This window comes from Nautilia abyssi, from assembly GCF_055388085.1.
The window spans coordinates 1455202-1469057 of the sequence record NZ_AP042376.1; the positions used below are offsets into that span (position 1 = coordinate 1455202).

The 13856-nt window shown below is 36.4% G+C and carries 18 protein-coding genes; 10 read left to right on the forward strand and 8 right to left on the reverse strand.

What is annotated here, in order from left to right; all coding sequences use genetic code 11:
• The first annotated feature begins 5 nt into the window (after positions 1-5).
• Positions 6-704 (forward strand): YaaA family protein, encoded by a 699-nt coding sequence (locus ACZ5EP_RS07580; RefSeq protein ID WP_464508617.1) that lies wholly within the window; start codon positions 6-8, stop codon positions 702-704.
• Here ACZ5EP_RS07580 and ACZ5EP_RS07585 read toward each other — a convergent pair.
• From ACZ5EP_RS07585 to ACZ5EP_RS07620, 8 genes are read right to left on the reverse strand one after another with little or no spacing between them, the layout of a single operon-like run.
• A complete protein-coding gene (locus ACZ5EP_RS07585) occupies positions 701-1276 on the reverse strand; it encodes a hypothetical protein (protein WP_464508619.1) in 576 nt (191 codons plus the stop codon). The genes ACZ5EP_RS07580 and ACZ5EP_RS07585 overlap by 4 nt on opposite strands.
• Before the next feature lie 27 nt (positions 1277-1303).
• Positions 1304-2059, reverse strand: a complete 756-nt coding sequence (locus ACZ5EP_RS07590) for a rod shape-determining protein MreC (RefSeq protein ID WP_127679170.1) — start codon at positions 2057-2059, stop codon at positions 1304-1306.
• Positions 2052-3077 carry a rod shape-determining protein gene (locus ACZ5EP_RS07595; RefSeq protein ID WP_464508621.1) on the reverse strand — a complete coding sequence of 342 codons (1026 nt, stop codon included), beginning with the start codon at positions 3075-3077 and terminating at the stop codon, positions 2052-2054. Before ACZ5EP_RS07595 ends, ACZ5EP_RS07590 begins: the two co-directional genes overlap by 8 nt.
• Entirely contained in the window at positions 3067-4290 is a 1224-nt protein-coding gene (clpX, locus tag ACZ5EP_RS07600) for an ATP-dependent Clp protease ATP-binding subunit ClpX (RefSeq protein WP_464508622.1), read from the reverse strand. Before clpX ends, ACZ5EP_RS07595 begins: the two co-directional genes overlap by 11 nt.
• On the reverse strand, positions 4274-5053 hold the full coding sequence (lpxA, locus tag ACZ5EP_RS07605; RefSeq protein ID WP_464508623.1) for an acyl-ACP--UDP-N-acetylglucosamine O-acyltransferase: 780 nt from the start codon (positions 5051-5053) through the stop codon (positions 4274-4276). Before lpxA ends, clpX begins: the two co-directional genes overlap by 17 nt.
• A gap of 17 nt (positions 5054-5070) precedes the next feature.
• Positions 5071-5511, reverse strand: coding sequence for a 3-hydroxyacyl-ACP dehydratase FabZ (fabZ, locus tag ACZ5EP_RS07610; protein WP_015901865.1), 441 nt, complete (start codon positions 5509-5511; stop codon positions 5071-5073).
• Between the two features lie 15 nt (positions 5512-5526).
• The gene (locus tag ACZ5EP_RS07615; protein WP_464508624.1) at positions 5527-6675 is read right to left on the reverse strand and encodes an epoxyqueuosine reductase QueH; all 1149 of its coding nucleotides are present in this window, start codon (positions 6673-6675) and stop codon (positions 5527-5529) included.
• Positions 6676-6725: 50 nt separating this feature from the next.
• Positions 6726-6944, reverse strand: coding sequence for a hypothetical protein (locus tag ACZ5EP_RS07620; RefSeq protein ID WP_127679164.1), 219 nt, complete (start codon positions 6942-6944; stop codon positions 6726-6728).
• A 94-nt stretch (positions 6945-7038) separates the two neighbouring features.
• On the opposite strand from ACZ5EP_RS07620, the gene ACZ5EP_RS07625 reads away from it, so the two are divergent.
• From ACZ5EP_RS07625 to ACZ5EP_RS07665, 9 genes are all read left to right on the forward strand, one after another.
• A complete protein-coding gene (locus ACZ5EP_RS07625) occupies positions 7039-7539 on the forward strand; it encodes a class I SAM-dependent methyltransferase (protein WP_464508626.1) in 501 nt (166 codons plus the stop codon).
• Between the two features lie 14 nt (positions 7540-7553).
• On the forward strand, positions 7554-8123 hold the full coding sequence (gene coaE / locus ACZ5EP_RS07630; RefSeq protein ID WP_464508627.1) for a dephospho-CoA kinase: 570 nt from the start codon (positions 7554-7556) through the stop codon (positions 8121-8123).
• 234 nt (positions 8124-8357) lie between these two features.
• Positions 8358-8654, forward strand: a complete 297-nt coding sequence (locus ACZ5EP_RS07635; RefSeq protein ID WP_464508628.1) for a hypothetical protein — start codon at positions 8358-8360, stop codon at positions 8652-8654.
• Complete coding sequence (locus tag ACZ5EP_RS07640) at positions 8642-9397, forward strand: V0D/AC39 family V-type ATPase subunit (protein ID WP_464508630.1); 756 nt, start codon at positions 8642-8644, stop codon at positions 9395-9397. The genes ACZ5EP_RS07635 and ACZ5EP_RS07640 overlap by 13 nt, the downstream gene beginning before the upstream one ends.
• Positions 9398-9416: 19 nt before the next feature.
• Positions 9417-11111 carry a V-type ATP synthase subunit I gene (locus ACZ5EP_RS07645; RefSeq protein ID WP_464508631.1) on the forward strand — a complete coding sequence of 565 codons (1695 nt, stop codon included), beginning with the start codon at positions 9417-9419 and terminating at the stop codon, positions 11109-11111.
• On the forward strand, positions 11086-11373 hold the full coding sequence (locus ACZ5EP_RS07650; protein WP_127679159.1) for an ATP synthase subunit C: 288 nt from the start codon (positions 11086-11088) through the stop codon (positions 11371-11373). The genes ACZ5EP_RS07645 and ACZ5EP_RS07650 overlap by 26 nt, the downstream gene beginning before the upstream one ends.
• Positions 11370-11663 carry a V-type ATP synthase subunit F gene (locus ACZ5EP_RS07655; RefSeq protein WP_464508632.1) on the forward strand — a complete coding sequence of 98 codons (294 nt, stop codon included), beginning with the start codon at positions 11370-11372 and terminating at the stop codon, positions 11661-11663. Before ACZ5EP_RS07650 ends, ACZ5EP_RS07655 begins: the two co-directional genes overlap by 4 nt.
• The gene (locus ACZ5EP_RS07660; RefSeq protein WP_464508633.1) at positions 11641-12153 is read left to right on the forward strand and encodes a hypothetical protein; all 513 of its coding nucleotides are present in this window, start codon (positions 11641-11643) and stop codon (positions 12151-12153) included. The genes ACZ5EP_RS07655 and ACZ5EP_RS07660 overlap by 23 nt, the downstream gene beginning before the upstream one ends.
• Positions 12141-13856: a V-type ATP synthase subunit A gene (locus ACZ5EP_RS07665; RefSeq protein ID WP_464508634.1), complete on the forward strand. Its 1716-nt coding sequence runs from the start codon at positions 12141-12143 to the stop codon at positions 13854-13856. Before ACZ5EP_RS07660 ends, ACZ5EP_RS07665 begins: the two co-directional genes overlap by 13 nt.

Below are 13856 nucleotides of genomic sequence, written 5' to 3' on the forward strand. Positions count from 1 at the left end.
AATAAATGAAAATACTTTTAGCGCCCAGTGAAAGAAAAACATTAGGGGGAGGTTTTCCTCCTATATCAAAAAACAGTTTTATTTTCCCCGAAATTTACGAAAAAAGAAAAGAAGCCGTTAAAAAATATGATGAATTTTTAAAAACGACAGACGATATTAAAAATTTCGGAGATGATAAAACTTCCGTTTTTGAAAGACCTGTAAAAAAAGCAGTATTAAGATACAGCGGTGTGGCGTTTGATCATATGAAATACGAAGAACTCGATAAAAGTTCACAAAAGTGGATAGACGAAAACGTATATATTTTTTCAAATCTGTTCGGTGTAATCAGCGCCGGCGACTTAATTCCCCACTATACCCTAAAACAGGGAAGCAAACCCGGATTTGACATTTATTCATATTATAAAGAAGTGTTTTCGCCTGTTCTTGAAAAAATTAACGAAAGCGAGCCTTTTATAGATTTAAGGGCTAAGTTTTACGAAAAAATTTATAAACCAAAAAACGCAATTACGTTTAAATTCATTAAAAACGGCAAAGTGGTCAGCCATTTTGCAAAAGCTTACAGGGGAAAACTGAGTGCCGTTATCTCAAAACACCGACCCGAAACCATAGAAGATGTATTAAAAATACCGTTTGAAGACATTAAAATTATAGAAATACAGGAAAAAAAAGGAGTAAAAGAAATTGTGTGCGAGGTTTTTTAAATATCGTCAAAGCCTCCGAAATCATCTAAGCCTTCAAAATCGTCAAAACCTCCTTCAAAATCATTGTCCGCCACTTCATCTTCATAATTTTCAAAATATTCGCTGCTCATAACGTCTTCATCAAGTCCTGAAGAAACATTATCTATTTTTTCATCCAGTTCATCAAGTTTTGCATCTATTTCATCAAGCTTGGTATCTATTTCGCTTATATCGTTTTGCAATACTTCATTTATTTCATTATTGTCCATACCCAGACTCTGTCCCATTTCCACAGGCGAAACGTTATGATTAAAAAGAAGATTATAAAGTCCCATACCGGCCATTGCTCCCGCCATAGAACCTAAAAAACTACCTCCAAAACCGCTTGATAAACTGTTTGAAGCTGAATTCTGAACGGTTGTCTGAGGCTGAGGTTTTGCTTTGAAATCCTCGCTTGAGAACTTTTTTTCGTTATTTCCGTTTATTTCTTCAAGTTTTGCAACCCTTTTATCGAGTTCATCTACTTTTTGAACAAGTTTTTCAAGAACAAGACCCATTTTTTTAAGAGTGTTTTCAATGTTTTGAGTATCCATCTTTACTCCTTTTTTTTAATTATATCTTTATTTTTTGCTTTTTTGTATTTTTTCCAGAGGAGTTTGAACAACATAAAAAAATTCAGGGTTTAAATCATTATAAAACAGCTTCACTTTAGCTTCCTGATATAGTTTTTTTTCAATAACTTCGGTTACCACTCCTACTTTAGCTCCTTTATAAAAAACACCGTCAAGACCGCTTGTAATTACCAGATCCCCTACCTTTATCGGTTTAAATTTCGGAATATACTTAATGGTATTTATTTTCCCGTAAAAGATTCCGGGAATTTTGTCTTTTCCTATATATACGGTATAAGAAGTTTTTTCGTTAGAATTAAGAAGAGCCAGCGAATAATTAGAATAGTTTTTAACAACAATCCCTGCCGCCATATTGTTATATACCAATCCCCTCGGCGTTTTAAAAGGTTTGTCATAATTTATATATACTTCGGTAAAATCAGGAAGTTTGGCATAAGATATAACCTGAGTAAATACCAGGTTGGGAAAATTTATATATCTAAAATACTTTAAATCTTTACAAGTAGCATATCTTACGGCAAATTTTTGAATTTCATCTTTTAAAAATTTATTTTCTTCGAGAACTTTTTGCAGTGTATCTTTTTGATCTATATATTCTTCATATATCACTTTCCATGAAGTAATAAAGGAAGAAAAGGAGTTTTTAAGGGAATTAGCGCTTTCCAGCGTATATTTTTTAACAACCGGTATCTGAAAAAACAGAACCGTTAAAAGTGTGATTATTAATAATAGCCGCTTACTCATCAAGTGTTGCTAGTATCTCTATTTCATCTAATACTTTGCCTGTACCTTTAGCAACGGCCAAAAGAGGCTCTTCCGCAATATAAACAGGAAGAAGCACCAAATCGCTTAAATATTTATCAAGCCCTTTAAGCAGAGCGCCTCCGCCTGTTAAAACAATACCGTTTTCGACAATATCCCCCGCCAAATCCGCCGGTGTTTCTTCAAGCACCTGTTTTACAGCTTCTCCGATTTCTTTTACTGGTTCTTTAAGGGCTTCTCTTATATCTTCGCTTGTAACCGTGATAGTTTCAAGAAGACCGGAAATTCTGTTTTTACCCTGAACCTGCATTTTAAGCTCTTCTTCAAGTTTAACGGCGCTTCCTATTTCCATTTTAATCTCTTCGGCTACTCTTTCACCGATAATTAAATTGTATTTTTTATTGATATAATCCACTATGCTTCTGTCAAATTTATCACCTGCAACCCTGATCGATTTACTTACAACCAGACCTCCTAAAGAAATAACGCCGATTTCAGTAGTACCGCCACCGATATCGATTACCATACTTCCCTGAGGATCTTTTACGGGAAGCCCCGCACCGATTGCCGCAGCCATAGGTTCTTCAATTAAATATACCTCTCTGGCTCCTGCGCTCATAGCGGATTCTTTAACCGCTTTTCTTTCAACCTGAGTAAGTCCGTAAGGCACACATATTACTATTCTAGGCCTGATCAGACCCTTTCTGTTGTGCACTTTTTGAATAAAATATCTTATCATTTCTTCCGTTACGCTGAAATCCGCAATAACTCCGTTTTTCATAGGACGGATCGCAACAATGTTTTTAGGAGTTTTTCCTACCATTTCCTTTGCGGCTTTTCCGACTGCAAGAACCTTTTTTTTATGCTTGTCGTCTTTAATGGCAACTACGCTCGGTTCGTTAATTACGATTCCTTTACCTTTTACGCTTACCAGTGTATTGGCGGTACCTAAATCTATCGCCAAATCGTTACTGAAAAATCCCAAAATTTTATTTAGCATTTTCTTCCTTTTTTACCAAAATAGGCTCTGCTTTTTTTTCTATTACATCTTTTGTGATAATAATCTTATATCCTCTGTATTCCGGCAGATTGAACATAATATCCACCATCGCTTCTTCCAAAATAGCTCTAAGTCCTCTGGCTCCTGTTCCTCTTTTAATAGCTTTGTCCGCTATTGCCTCAAGGGCTTCTTTATCAAATTCAAGTTCTACATCATCAAGCGCAAATAAAGCCTGATACTGTTTTATAAGCGCATCTTTAGGCTCTGTCAGAACTCTTATCAGATCTTCTCTTCCGAGCTCTCTTAATGTAGCAATTACCGGAAGTCTGCCGATAAGTTCCGGAATCAGACCGTATTTAACAAGATCTTCCGGTTCTACAAGCGCAAAAATATCGTCTTTTGTCAGTTTTTCTTTTGTTTTACCCAAAAATCCGACAGTAGCGCCTTCAAGTCTTTTTTGAATAATCTCCTCAAGTCCGTCAAATGCGCCTCCGCATATAAACAGAATATTTGAAGTGTCTATCTGTATAAATTCCTGATTAGGATGTTTTCTTCCCCCCTGAGGCGGCACATTTACGATTGACCCTTCTATGATTTTAAGCAGTGCCTGCTGAACTCCCTCACCGCTAACGTCCCTTGTAATTGATCTGTTTTCGGAAAGTCTGCTTATTTTATCAATCTCATCGATAAACACAATACCTCTTTCGGCTTTTTTAACATCAAAATCCGCGGCCTGAATCAGTTTTAAAAGTACGTTTTCAACGTCTTCACCCACATATCCGGCTTCCGTTAAGGACGTGGCGTCAGCAATAGCTAGCGGAACGTCAAGAAGCTTTGCAAGCGTTCTTGCAATAAGCGTTTTACCGCTTCCGGTAGGTCCTATCATAAGAATATTCGATTTTTGAATTTCAACGTCGCTTTTTGCTCCGAAGAGTATTCTTTTGTAATGGTTATAAACCGCAACTGAAATAATTTTTTTGGCTCTTTCCTGTCCTATTACGTATTCGTCTAAATGAGCTTTTATAGCTTTAGGAGTAAGAAGCCTTATATCGGAGCTTTCTTCTTTTTTTTCTTTTTTATCAGTTGCCCCCATTATAATTTCATACGCCGTCAATACACAGTTTTTACATATAAACGCCGCATCGTCGGGAGCCGCTAATAGCGGATTGTCTTCCGTTTCAAGACTTCCGCAGAAACTACACTTTTCTGTCATATGGTATTCCCCTTTTTGAATTTAATACGAATTCGCATAAATGTTTTACATATTCGTTATCTGTGTTTTCAAGTATTTCTTTTGCTGTGTCTTTAAGCGGTTTTCCGCTTTCAAACAGCTCTTTATACGCTTTTTTAATAGCATCTATGTCGCTTCTGTTTTCAAATCTTCTTCTAAGTCCCGTAAGATTAAGACCTCTTAATTTCGCCCTGTTGCCCTCGGCAATGGTAAACGGAGGAATATCCTGCCCTACTGCGCTAGCACCGGCTATCATAGCATGGGCTCCGATTTTTACAAACTGATGAATAGGTGTCATTCCGCCTATTACCACATAATCCTCAAGTTCAACATGCCCCGCAAGGGTAGCCGCATTGGCCAATATACAGTTGTTTGCAATTATTACGTCGTGTGCTACGTGTACGTATCCCATAAGCAGATTGTTATCTCCTATTTTGGTTACGGCTCCTCCACCTTCCGTTCCGGGATTTATTAACGTAAATTCCCTGATTTTATTGTTGTTTCCTATAATAAGTTCCGTTTTTTCACCGTGATATTTCAAATCCTGAGGTTCGCTTCCGAGTACCGCATGAGAATAAATATGGTTATTATCGCCTATAGTCGTATATCCGGTAATTAACGTATAAGGATCAATAACGTTGTTATCGCCGATAACTACGTTTTCATCAATTATAACACCTTCGCCTATTTTACAGTTTTTACCTATTTTGCCTTTTATTATTGCTTTTTCGCTTACATTTTCCATAGTTTTTCCATTTATTTTTATTTGTCCATTATCATGGCTTTAAGTTCAGCTTCGCTTACAAGCTCTCCGTCAACATACGCTTCACCCTTAAGCTGCCATATTTTACCTCTGTGCTTGATAGTAGAAATTTTATATACGAGTTTATCCCCCGGAAGTACCGGTTTTCTGAACTTCGCTTTGTCAATGCTCATAAAATATACAACTTTATCGTTTAGTTCTTCTTTGCTCATTACTGTAAAAGGTAAAATAGCTCCTGTCTGCGCCATACCTTCAATGATTAACACGCCAGGATAAATAGGATGCCCCGGAAAATGACCCTGAAATACCTGATTTGTAATAGAAATATTCAAATACCCCTCAACATATTCGCCCTCTTTTACATCCGTAATTCTGTCAACTAACAAAAACGGATATCTGTGAGGTAACATTTCCTGGATCTGATTAATATCATAAACCATATTCTGCCTTTTTTATTAAAATTTTATCAAAATTTCTCTTACATCGGGGTATACTTTAGCCTCAATATCCACTTCATATTTATCTTTTATCTTATCCACAATAATAATCGGCGACAAAGAATATTCTGTATGCGTAATTTTTTCCCTAAAACGTATCTCTTCATCGATACTTGGAGGAGAAAGTAAAATTTCTTTAACATTGTGATATTTTTTATTTAAAATTTCATTAAATTTGGAAATTTCCGCGAAAATTATCTGCATTCTGTTGAAATAACCGATTCCGTTTTTTACAAACTCGATTTTACCCCTTGCAGGCCTTTGAAGATACGAATAAAACAGAATATAACTATCCTCGATTTCCCATTTTCCATCTCCACCCCAAATAGTCTTACGATTTTCCGGCAAGCCCGAATTTTCCGTTTTACACTTTTCACTTTTCACTTTACATTTTACACTGCCCTTAAGCAGTCTGTAATTTAGGAAATTTTCTTTGATTATTTTATATTTAATTCCATCATCTTCATACTCAAGCCTCTTTTTATAAATCTCAAGCCTCTCTTCTATGCTTGCGGGAAGAATCTGACCCGTTACGGGGCTTAGCAGTTCGTCTATAATTTCCTGATCCTGTTTTTGCTGCCAGATTCCGTATATGCACCCGCAGTAGTCCTGCCTGTACATCTGAGTCTCTTTCGCATACATCTGCTGTGCCTGGGTTCCTCCCTTTTTACGGTAATCGGGTGCGTAAAAGTCGATACCGTATTTTCTTTTTATCACTTTTCCTATCGAATTTAACTGCTCCTGGGATTTCATAGGCGACATCAGAAGCGAAGTGGTTATTTTATCATCGCCGTTTTTTAATGCGAACTCGGCGGTGACTTCCAATGAATGGTCAAAACATACAGAACACCTTACACCCTTTTCGGGTTCGTTTTCTTTGCCTTTTACGGCTTTAAGCCAGCTTTCGTAATCATATTCGCCCTCTACGTATTCTATTCCGAGTTTCCTGCATATTCTTTCGGTATCAAGTGAACGAAGTTTAAACTCGCTGTAAGGATGGATATTGGGGTCGTAAAAAAAACCTGTTATTTTTTCATCAGGAAAATCTTCTTTTAATCTTTTCAAAAAATATCCGGCATCGACACTGCAGCAGAGATGGGCAATCATAAAAAGCCTTTTTGGGAGATAATATAAAAAAAGGAGAGAGTTTTCAACCCTTAGCTGACGCTCGGGCATGAAAGTTCTACATAAATTCTAAACGTATCGCCTTCTTCGTTTACGAAAAATCTGTGTTTTTTACAGAAGTTTCCGTTCATGTAGTTTGCGATTTTTAAAGCTTCCATTTCAGCCTGTTCTTTTGATTCGAACGTTTTTGGGAACTCAAGATCGCTTTTTTTAATACATCCGCAGAGTTTTTCTACGTCTACTTTGTACATTGTTACTCCTTTGAGATAAATTTTGTCCGAAATATACCAAATTTTTTTGCAAAATCAAATTTTTTTGATATATTTAGCCAAAAAAAGGACAGTAATGACAAATACTCAAAAAGAGATGATGGCTCTTGTGGGCGCCTGCACCCAGGAAGCCGGCGATAAATTTCTGGTACCAAGCGTATTAAACGGTGAATTTAATAAAATTCTTACTAAAAAGTTTGAAATTTTTAATGAAGACACTCAGGAAAAATATGATCTTATTATTGACGAAAAACCGGGCGATTTGATTAAAATATACGAAAAACTTAATGATAAAGGTATATATATCACAACCGCCTCATCACTTGAAGACAGGGATCTTTTTGCAAATCTTAGCAAACTGTTTTATATTGTAATGCCGTATTATTTCATTGAAGACGACGGTTCAAGAAAAGCCCTCGTATTCGCAAGCAAAGAGATTCACCCTACAGCGGATCTTATCAGACACAGAAGCGATTTCGTTGAAAACACCCACTACTACCATACGGACATTCACCTTGCAAGTTTTGTGCTTCCTAAGTATATTTTTGAAAATATCAAAGACGTAATTAAATTATAAGTGAAAAGTGTAAAGTGAAAAACGAAAAATTTTCTAACGCAATAGTATTAACGGGAGGAATCGGGACGGGCAAAAGCACCGTCGCTTCTTTTTTAAAAATGTTCGGCTACAAAATAATAGACGCGGACGAGATAAGCAGACAGGTTTTCGAAGAACAGAAAGAAAAAATAGAAAAAATCTTCGGAACAATTGACAGAAAAGAATTAAGAAACATAGTATTCAACGACAAAGAAAAGCTAAAAACTCTCGAAAACATAATTTTACCGGAAGTAAGAAAAAGAGTAATAAATTTCGCCGAAAAATATGAAAAAGACGGCGTTAAGTATTTTGTAGACCTTCCGCTTTATTTTGAAAAACAAAACTACCCGGAATTTGATAAAGTCCTCGTAATCTACGCCCCGAAAGAACTGCAGGTAAAAAGGGTTATGCAAAGGGACGGCGTAAGCAAAGAAGAAGCGCTTTCAATTCTTAACAACCAGCTTGATATTGAGCTTAAAAAGCAAAAAGCCGACTTTGTAATTGACAACTCAAAAGATCTAAAACACCTTCAAAAAGAGATTGAAAAGTTTATAAAAAACCTATGAATAAATTGTTGTAATTACCAGATTTATTTTTTAAAGTTTTTGAAAAAATTATTTTAAGAAAACATCTGCAGCGTAATGGTCGAAATTTCTTTGAAATTTCGGGTAACCATAGCGAAGCCGTTTGAAAAAAATAATATTTTTCAAAAAACTTCATTCACTACTTTAAAAATATAAAAACTTCCCCATACTTTCATTTTCCGTTAATAAAGTGCTATAATATTTAAAAGGATTAAGATGGAAAAAATATTCGATCTTGACAGAAAAGCCGCTTCAATAATCGAAAATGCGGACAATGAAATAAAAAAACTTTTTGACGAATTCGAAAAAGAAAAAAAAGAACATCTTGATAAATTCAATAAAGAATTAAATTCTTACGAAGAAAATCTAAAAAACGAACTGAATATAAAACTTTCACAATACAAAAACTCCATTGAGAAATCTTTTAAAGAAAAACAGAAAAAACTTTCATCATTTTCGATTAATACGGATAAACTCTTTAATAAAATAAAAGAAGAACTATGCGCCCGGTAAAATACGCCTATGTAAACGCTCTTGTAAGAAGCCTCAAAAGCGGATTTGTAACCCCCGAGAAACTCCTTGCAGCTGAAAACAAAGCGGATTTATTCAATATTTTGCTCTCAACACCTTACGCGTCAGTCCTTACGGCGCCGGAAAACCTGTATAAAGACCTTGACGTATATTTTGAAAAACTTTATAAAAAAATTACAAAACCTCTTAATAAACACGAAAAAAATCTGTTTTATCTTTTCTTTTCAAATGAAAAAACAGACAAAACCAAAGCGTCCCTTATAAAAGAGTCCGTAAAAAAAATCCCATCAAAAGAGCAAAAAGAGTTTGAAACTATTATAGGACGCTATTTTGATCTGATTAATATATTCACCGTTTTGAAATACAAAATAATCTATAATCTTAAAATTGAAGATTTTTTTCCGTATCTTCTGCCGTACGGAACCATTAAAAAACCTCATCTTCAAATACTCTCGACATCAGAAAACCTGTATGAATTCACCCAAAACCTGCAAAACATAATAAATCTGCCTGGCAGAGAGTACAGTTTCGCCTCTTTAAAAAAAGAACTTTTCAAAAACTATTATAAATCGCTCAACAGCGTATGGTTCGGATATCCTTTCAAACTTTCCGTGCCTTTTGTGTTTCTGGTGCTTAAAAAACGGGAAATTTCCAATATCAAAGCCGTATGGACGGCTTTTAGCTACAATCTGGCAAAAAACGAAATTGAAAATATGGCGCTCTGAGATGTTTTTTCCGGAAAAGATGTATAAAACAACCTTTGAAATCCCGAAAGAAAAAATTGACACTTTTCTGGAAACACTCGGAAAAGAAAAACTCATTCACATAAAAAAAGAAAAAACAAAAAAGCATCCTCTTCTTTACAAAACCGAAACTCTTTTAAAAAAAACTGCTTCTCTGCTTTCAGTAATAAACGAGCCTCTTGCGCCTCCTGAAAAAGGAAATTTAACTCTTGAAGAGATTGAAAACGAACTGGCCTCTCTTATTTCCGTATATGAAAGCGTTTCATTCAGGGAAAAAGAATATAAAAGAAAAAAAGAATCACTGCAAAAACTGAATAAATTTCTAAAAGCCTTCGGTATATCAAAAGAAAAACTTAAATTCAGGTTTTTAAAATTCAAAGCGTTTTACGCCCCTTATGAAAGTTTTGAGGAAATCAAACTTGTTATGAGCGCTTACAATATTCTGTGCGTATATGAGGAATTAAAGGATTTTATCGCCGTAATAGCCGTATATACGCCAAAAAGCGAGCAAAAAGCACTTGAAATACTGCAAAAATTTTCAATTACGCCTTTTGACGAGGGAGTATTTGAAACAGACGAAAAAACACTTGAAAACGAACTGAAAGAAATAAACAGAGAAAAACGGAAAATAGCGCAAAAAAAAGATATATTAAAAAAAATATATTCCCATCTTTTATACATAAAAAACCTTTATGAAGTCAAAACGTTTTTAAAAGAAAAAAACGGGTTTTACATCCTTGAAGGCTGGATACCCAAAAAGAGATTTAAAAATCTCCCTTTTATAAAACAAAAAGAACCGGATTACATAAACTCCCCAACACTGCTGAATACCCCCGAATTTTTCAAACCGTTCGAAAATCTTGTAAAAACTTATTCCCTGCCAAAACCGTACGAAATAAACCCTACAATATTTTTTGCGGTAATTTTCGTGTTTTTATTCGGTCTGATGTTCGGCGATATAGGACAGGGAGCCGTCCTGGCGGTAACGGGCTTTTGTTTAAAAAACAAAAAGGCGGTTCTTGGAAGAATAATGTTTTTAAGCGGACTTTCATCAATGTTTTTCGGCGCCGTTTACGGGCACTTTTTCGGATTTGAGCTTTATCATTTCTTTTCACCTATGGAAAATATAAATTCGCTTATTGCGTTAAGCATATTTGCCGGAAGCGTTATTATCTCCATTGGCTTTATTCTGTATATGAGCACAAATTACAAAAAAGGGGATATGAAAAAGCTTCTTTTCGGGGAAAACGGGCTTCTACCGTTTGCCATTTACCTTCTTCTGATATGGATAGGCGTTAAAATGTTTATACTCCACACCGATATCAAAATAGACCTGTTTATTCTGGCTTTGCTGTTTGCGGCGTTTACCGGATATACGATATATGAGAGCAAAAAGACCTCCCAGTCCCTTTTTCATTCACTAATCGCTCTTTTGGAAAACATTACCAATACGATTTCCTTTATGAGAACGGGCGCGTTTGCCCTGGCGCATGCGGCTCTTTTCCTGGCGGTGTTCACCATTGCCGATATGATGAGTAAAACGGGATACTGGATTACGGTAATTCTCGGCAACATATTCGTTATAATACTTGAAGGGGTTATTGTAACGATCCAGACGCTGAGGCTTGAATATTACGAATTTTTTAAAAGATTCTACGAAGGAGGAGGATATGAATACAAACCGTTCGAATTATAAAGGTGTTTTAAAACTGTTTTTGTTTCTACCTATGGTTTTAATGGCGGGCGACAATTCTTACGCATACATTGCCGCGGCCCTGGCAGTCGGACTTTCAAGTATAGCCGCGGGAATTGCCGTAGGAATGGTGGGAGCCGCCGCTATGGGAAGCATAGGTGAAAAACCCGAAATTTCGACAAAAGCGCTTATTTTCCTGGGACTTGCCGAAGGTATCGCTATTTACGGGCTTATCGTTTCTATAATGATACTGGGGAAAATATGAAAATCGTTCTTCTCGGAAACAAGGAGGAATGCCTGGGATTTTCGCTCTGCGGCATAGAAACGGTAAAAGTCGAAAATTTTGAAGAAGACTTTTTAAAAGTGTTAAAAGACAAAAATACCGGGCTTGTGATTATAGCCGACAGATATTACGAAACCTTTAAACTCAAATTTTCAAACTACACCAAAAAAAACGCCCTCCCTGCGATTGTGTTTATACCGTCGTTTGAAAAAACATATATGCAGGAAAGCATAAAAGGATATTTATCAAATGTTCTCGGAATCAGACTTTGAAAAACTGAAAAACCAGGCTTTAAAAGAGGCAAAGCTTACAGCAAAACAAAAAATAAACAAAGCAAAAGAAAAACTTCTGCGCCAAAAAGAAGAATTTTTTAAAAGTCTCGATTTAGACAGGGAAAAAGAGCTTTTAAAACTGAAATACGAAAAAATTTTAAAAGAAAAAGAACTAGAAATCAATCAGCGGTATGAGCTGGAATTTGAAAAGTTTTATCAAAACTTTATTCAAAACCTGAAAAAATCCCTTTTGGAAAAAATCCGCCAAAACGCCCTGGTTTTATGCGAATGTTTTATAAATAAACTTTCATCTTATGAAAATGGGGAGCTGTTTTTGCCTAAATTTCTCAAAAACAAATGCCAAAGCCGTTTTAAAACAACTTACACCGAGAGTAACTGCTTTGTTTTCAAAACCGGCAGCAAATATATCGTTTTCGACCCGGAAGAGAGCGTAAATAAAACAATACAAGGCGAACTATGCTTAAAATAACATCAGTCAACGGACCTATCGTAAAAGCAGAATACAAAGACGAAACACCTTTGATGTTCGAATACGTATATGTCGGGGAAAACAGATTAATAGGGGAAATAACAAGCGTCAATAAAAATTCCGTAACCGTCCAGGTATATGAAGACACCACTTCACTCAAACTAAACGAACCTGTTTTTTTAACCGGAAACCTGTTAAGCGCAACGCTGGGCCCGGGACTTCTTGGCAGTGTATATGACGGTATTCAAAGAGCTCTTTTTTCCATGCCTGAAAGAATACAAAAAGGGCTTAAAACAAAAGCGCTGGATGAAGAAAAAAAATATTTTTTCAAAGCTTTAAAATCCGCAGGCGATGAGGTCAAAAAAGGCGAAATAATCGGAGAAGTTGACGAAAACGGGATTAAACACAGAATTTTAAGCGATTTTGACGGAATTTTGGAAGAAATAAAAGATAAAACCTGCACCGTTAAAGACACCGTAGCCGTAATAAGCGGAAACAGACAGACAATGATAAAAAAAAGGCCTTTAAGGATACCCGGAGGTTTTAAAAAAAGACTCTCTCCCAAAACCCCTCTTATTACGGGACAGAGAGTAATTGATTTTATGTTTCCGATAGCAAAGGGAGGCTCGGCTTCAATTCCGGGAGGATTCGGAACGGGAAAAACAATTTTACAGCAAACTCTTGCCAAATACTGCGATGCGGACATAATTATCTACATAGGATGCGGCGAGAGGGGAAATGAAATGACGGAAGTTTTGGAGGAATTCCCAAAACTTTCCGACCCTTACAGCAAAAAACCGCTTATGAACAGAACCGTTTTGATAGCAAACACATCCGATATGCCTGTTTCGGCCAGGGAAGCGTCCATTTATCTGGGAATCACGATAGGCGAATATTTCAGGGATCAGGGATACCACGTAGCGCTTATGGCCGATTCCACTTCAAGATGGGCGGAGGCTATGAGGGAGCTTTCGAGCAGAATGGGAGAACTGCCGATGGAAGAAGGGTATCCTGCGGATATTTCTTCCAAAATAGCTTCCGTTTACGAAAGGGCCTCAATAGTTGAAACGTTTGCTTCAAATACTGGTTCTCTTAGCATCATCGGGGCGGTTTCACCCGCAGGCGGCGACTTTTCGGAACCTGTAACAATCCACACCAAACGTTTTACAAGCGTATTCTGGGCTCTTGACAAATCCCTTGCAAACGCAAGGTTTTATCCCGCCATCAACTACCTAAACAGCTATTCGGGATACGAACTGGAAGAATGGTGGGAAAAAATCGGAAAACAAAAAGAGATAAAACAGTTTTTTAACGACCTCCTGCAAAAAGACGCGTCGCTTCAAAAAATAGTAAAACTTTTAGGGCTCGGGGCTCTTCCGGAAGAAGAAAAAATAACACTTTACACGGCTGAACTGATAAAAGAAGCATTTTTACAGCAAAACGCCTTTGACGAAACGGACGCATTCTGCACTCCTCAAAAACAGATGGAAATGGCAAAAACGGTTGTTTTGATACACGATATGTGGCAAAAAGCGTTTTTAACCAGACAGATTCCGGCAGACATACTGAAAAACCAGCCGGTAATTTCTGAATTTATAAGGGCAAAATACGAAATTCCGAATACGGAATACGAAAAATATGGACTGTTAAGAAAAAAAATAGAAAATTTTTATAACGAATTTATAAAAAACTACGGAGAATAA

What these genes read in the sequence shown, in the direction of transcription:
- ACZ5EP_RS07615 (WP_464508624.1), bottom strand. Translation starts at nt 6,675, where the DNA reads ATGATTGCCCATCTCTGCTGCAGTGTCGATGCCGGATATTTTTTGAAA.
- fabZ (WP_015901865.1), bottom strand. Translation starts at nt 5,511, where the DNA reads ATGGTTTATGATATTAATCAGATCCAGGAAATGTTACCTCACAGATAT.
- ACZ5EP_RS07640 (WP_464508630.1), top strand. Translation starts at nt 8,642, where the DNA reads ATGCGCCCGGTAAAATACGCCTATGTAAACGCTCTTGTAAGAAGCCTC.
- ACZ5EP_RS07625 (WP_464508626.1), top strand. Translation starts at nt 7,039, where the DNA reads ATGACAAATACTCAAAAAGAGATGATGGCTCTTGTGGGCGCCTGCACC.
- ACZ5EP_RS07645 (WP_464508631.1), top strand. Translation starts at nt 9,417, where the DNA reads ATGTATAAAACAACCTTTGAAATCCCGAAAGAAAAAATTGACACTTTT.
- ACZ5EP_RS07650 (WP_127679159.1), top strand. Translation starts at nt 11,086, where the DNA reads ATGAATACAAACCGTTCGAATTATAAAGGTGTTTTAAAACTGTTTTTG.
- ACZ5EP_RS07595 (WP_464508621.1), bottom strand. Translation starts at nt 3,077, where the DNA reads ATGCTAAATAAAATTTTGGGATTTTTCAGTAACGATTTGGCGATAGAT.
- ACZ5EP_RS07665 (WP_464508634.1), top strand. Translation starts at nt 12,141, where the DNA reads ATGCTTAAAATAACATCAGTCAACGGACCTATCGTAAAAGCAGAATAC.
- ACZ5EP_RS07590 (WP_127679170.1), bottom strand. Translation starts at nt 2,059, where the DNA reads ATGAGTAAGCGGCTATTATTAATAATCACACTTTTAACGGTTCTGTTT.
- ACZ5EP_RS07620 (WP_127679164.1), bottom strand. Translation starts at nt 6,944, where the DNA reads ATGTACAAAGTAGACGTAGAAAAACTCTGCGGATGTATTAAAAAAAGC.
- lpxA (WP_464508623.1), bottom strand. Translation starts at nt 5,053, where the DNA reads ATGGAAAATGTAAGCGAAAAAGCAATAATAAAAGGCAAAATAGGTAAA.
- ACZ5EP_RS07580 (WP_464508617.1), top strand. Translation starts at nt 6, where the DNA reads ATGAAAATACTTTTAGCGCCCAGTGAAAGAAAAACATTAGGGGGAGGT.
- ACZ5EP_RS07585 (WP_464508619.1), bottom strand. Translation starts at nt 1,276, where the DNA reads ATGGATACTCAAAACATTGAAAACACTCTTAAAAAAATGGGTCTTGTT.
- ACZ5EP_RS07660 (WP_464508633.1), top strand. Translation starts at nt 11,641, where the DNA reads ATGTTCTCGGAATCAGACTTTGAAAAACTGAAAAACCAGGCTTTAAAA.
- clpX (WP_464508622.1), bottom strand. Translation starts at nt 4,290, where the DNA reads ATGACAGAAAAGTGTAGTTTCTGCGGAAGTCTTGAAACGGAAGACAAT.
- ACZ5EP_RS07635 (WP_464508628.1), top strand. Translation starts at nt 8,358, where the DNA reads ATGGAAAAAATATTCGATCTTGACAGAAAAGCCGCTTCAATAATCGAA.
- ACZ5EP_RS07655 (WP_464508632.1), top strand. Translation starts at nt 11,370, where the DNA reads ATGAAAATCGTTCTTCTCGGAAACAAGGAGGAATGCCTGGGATTTTCG.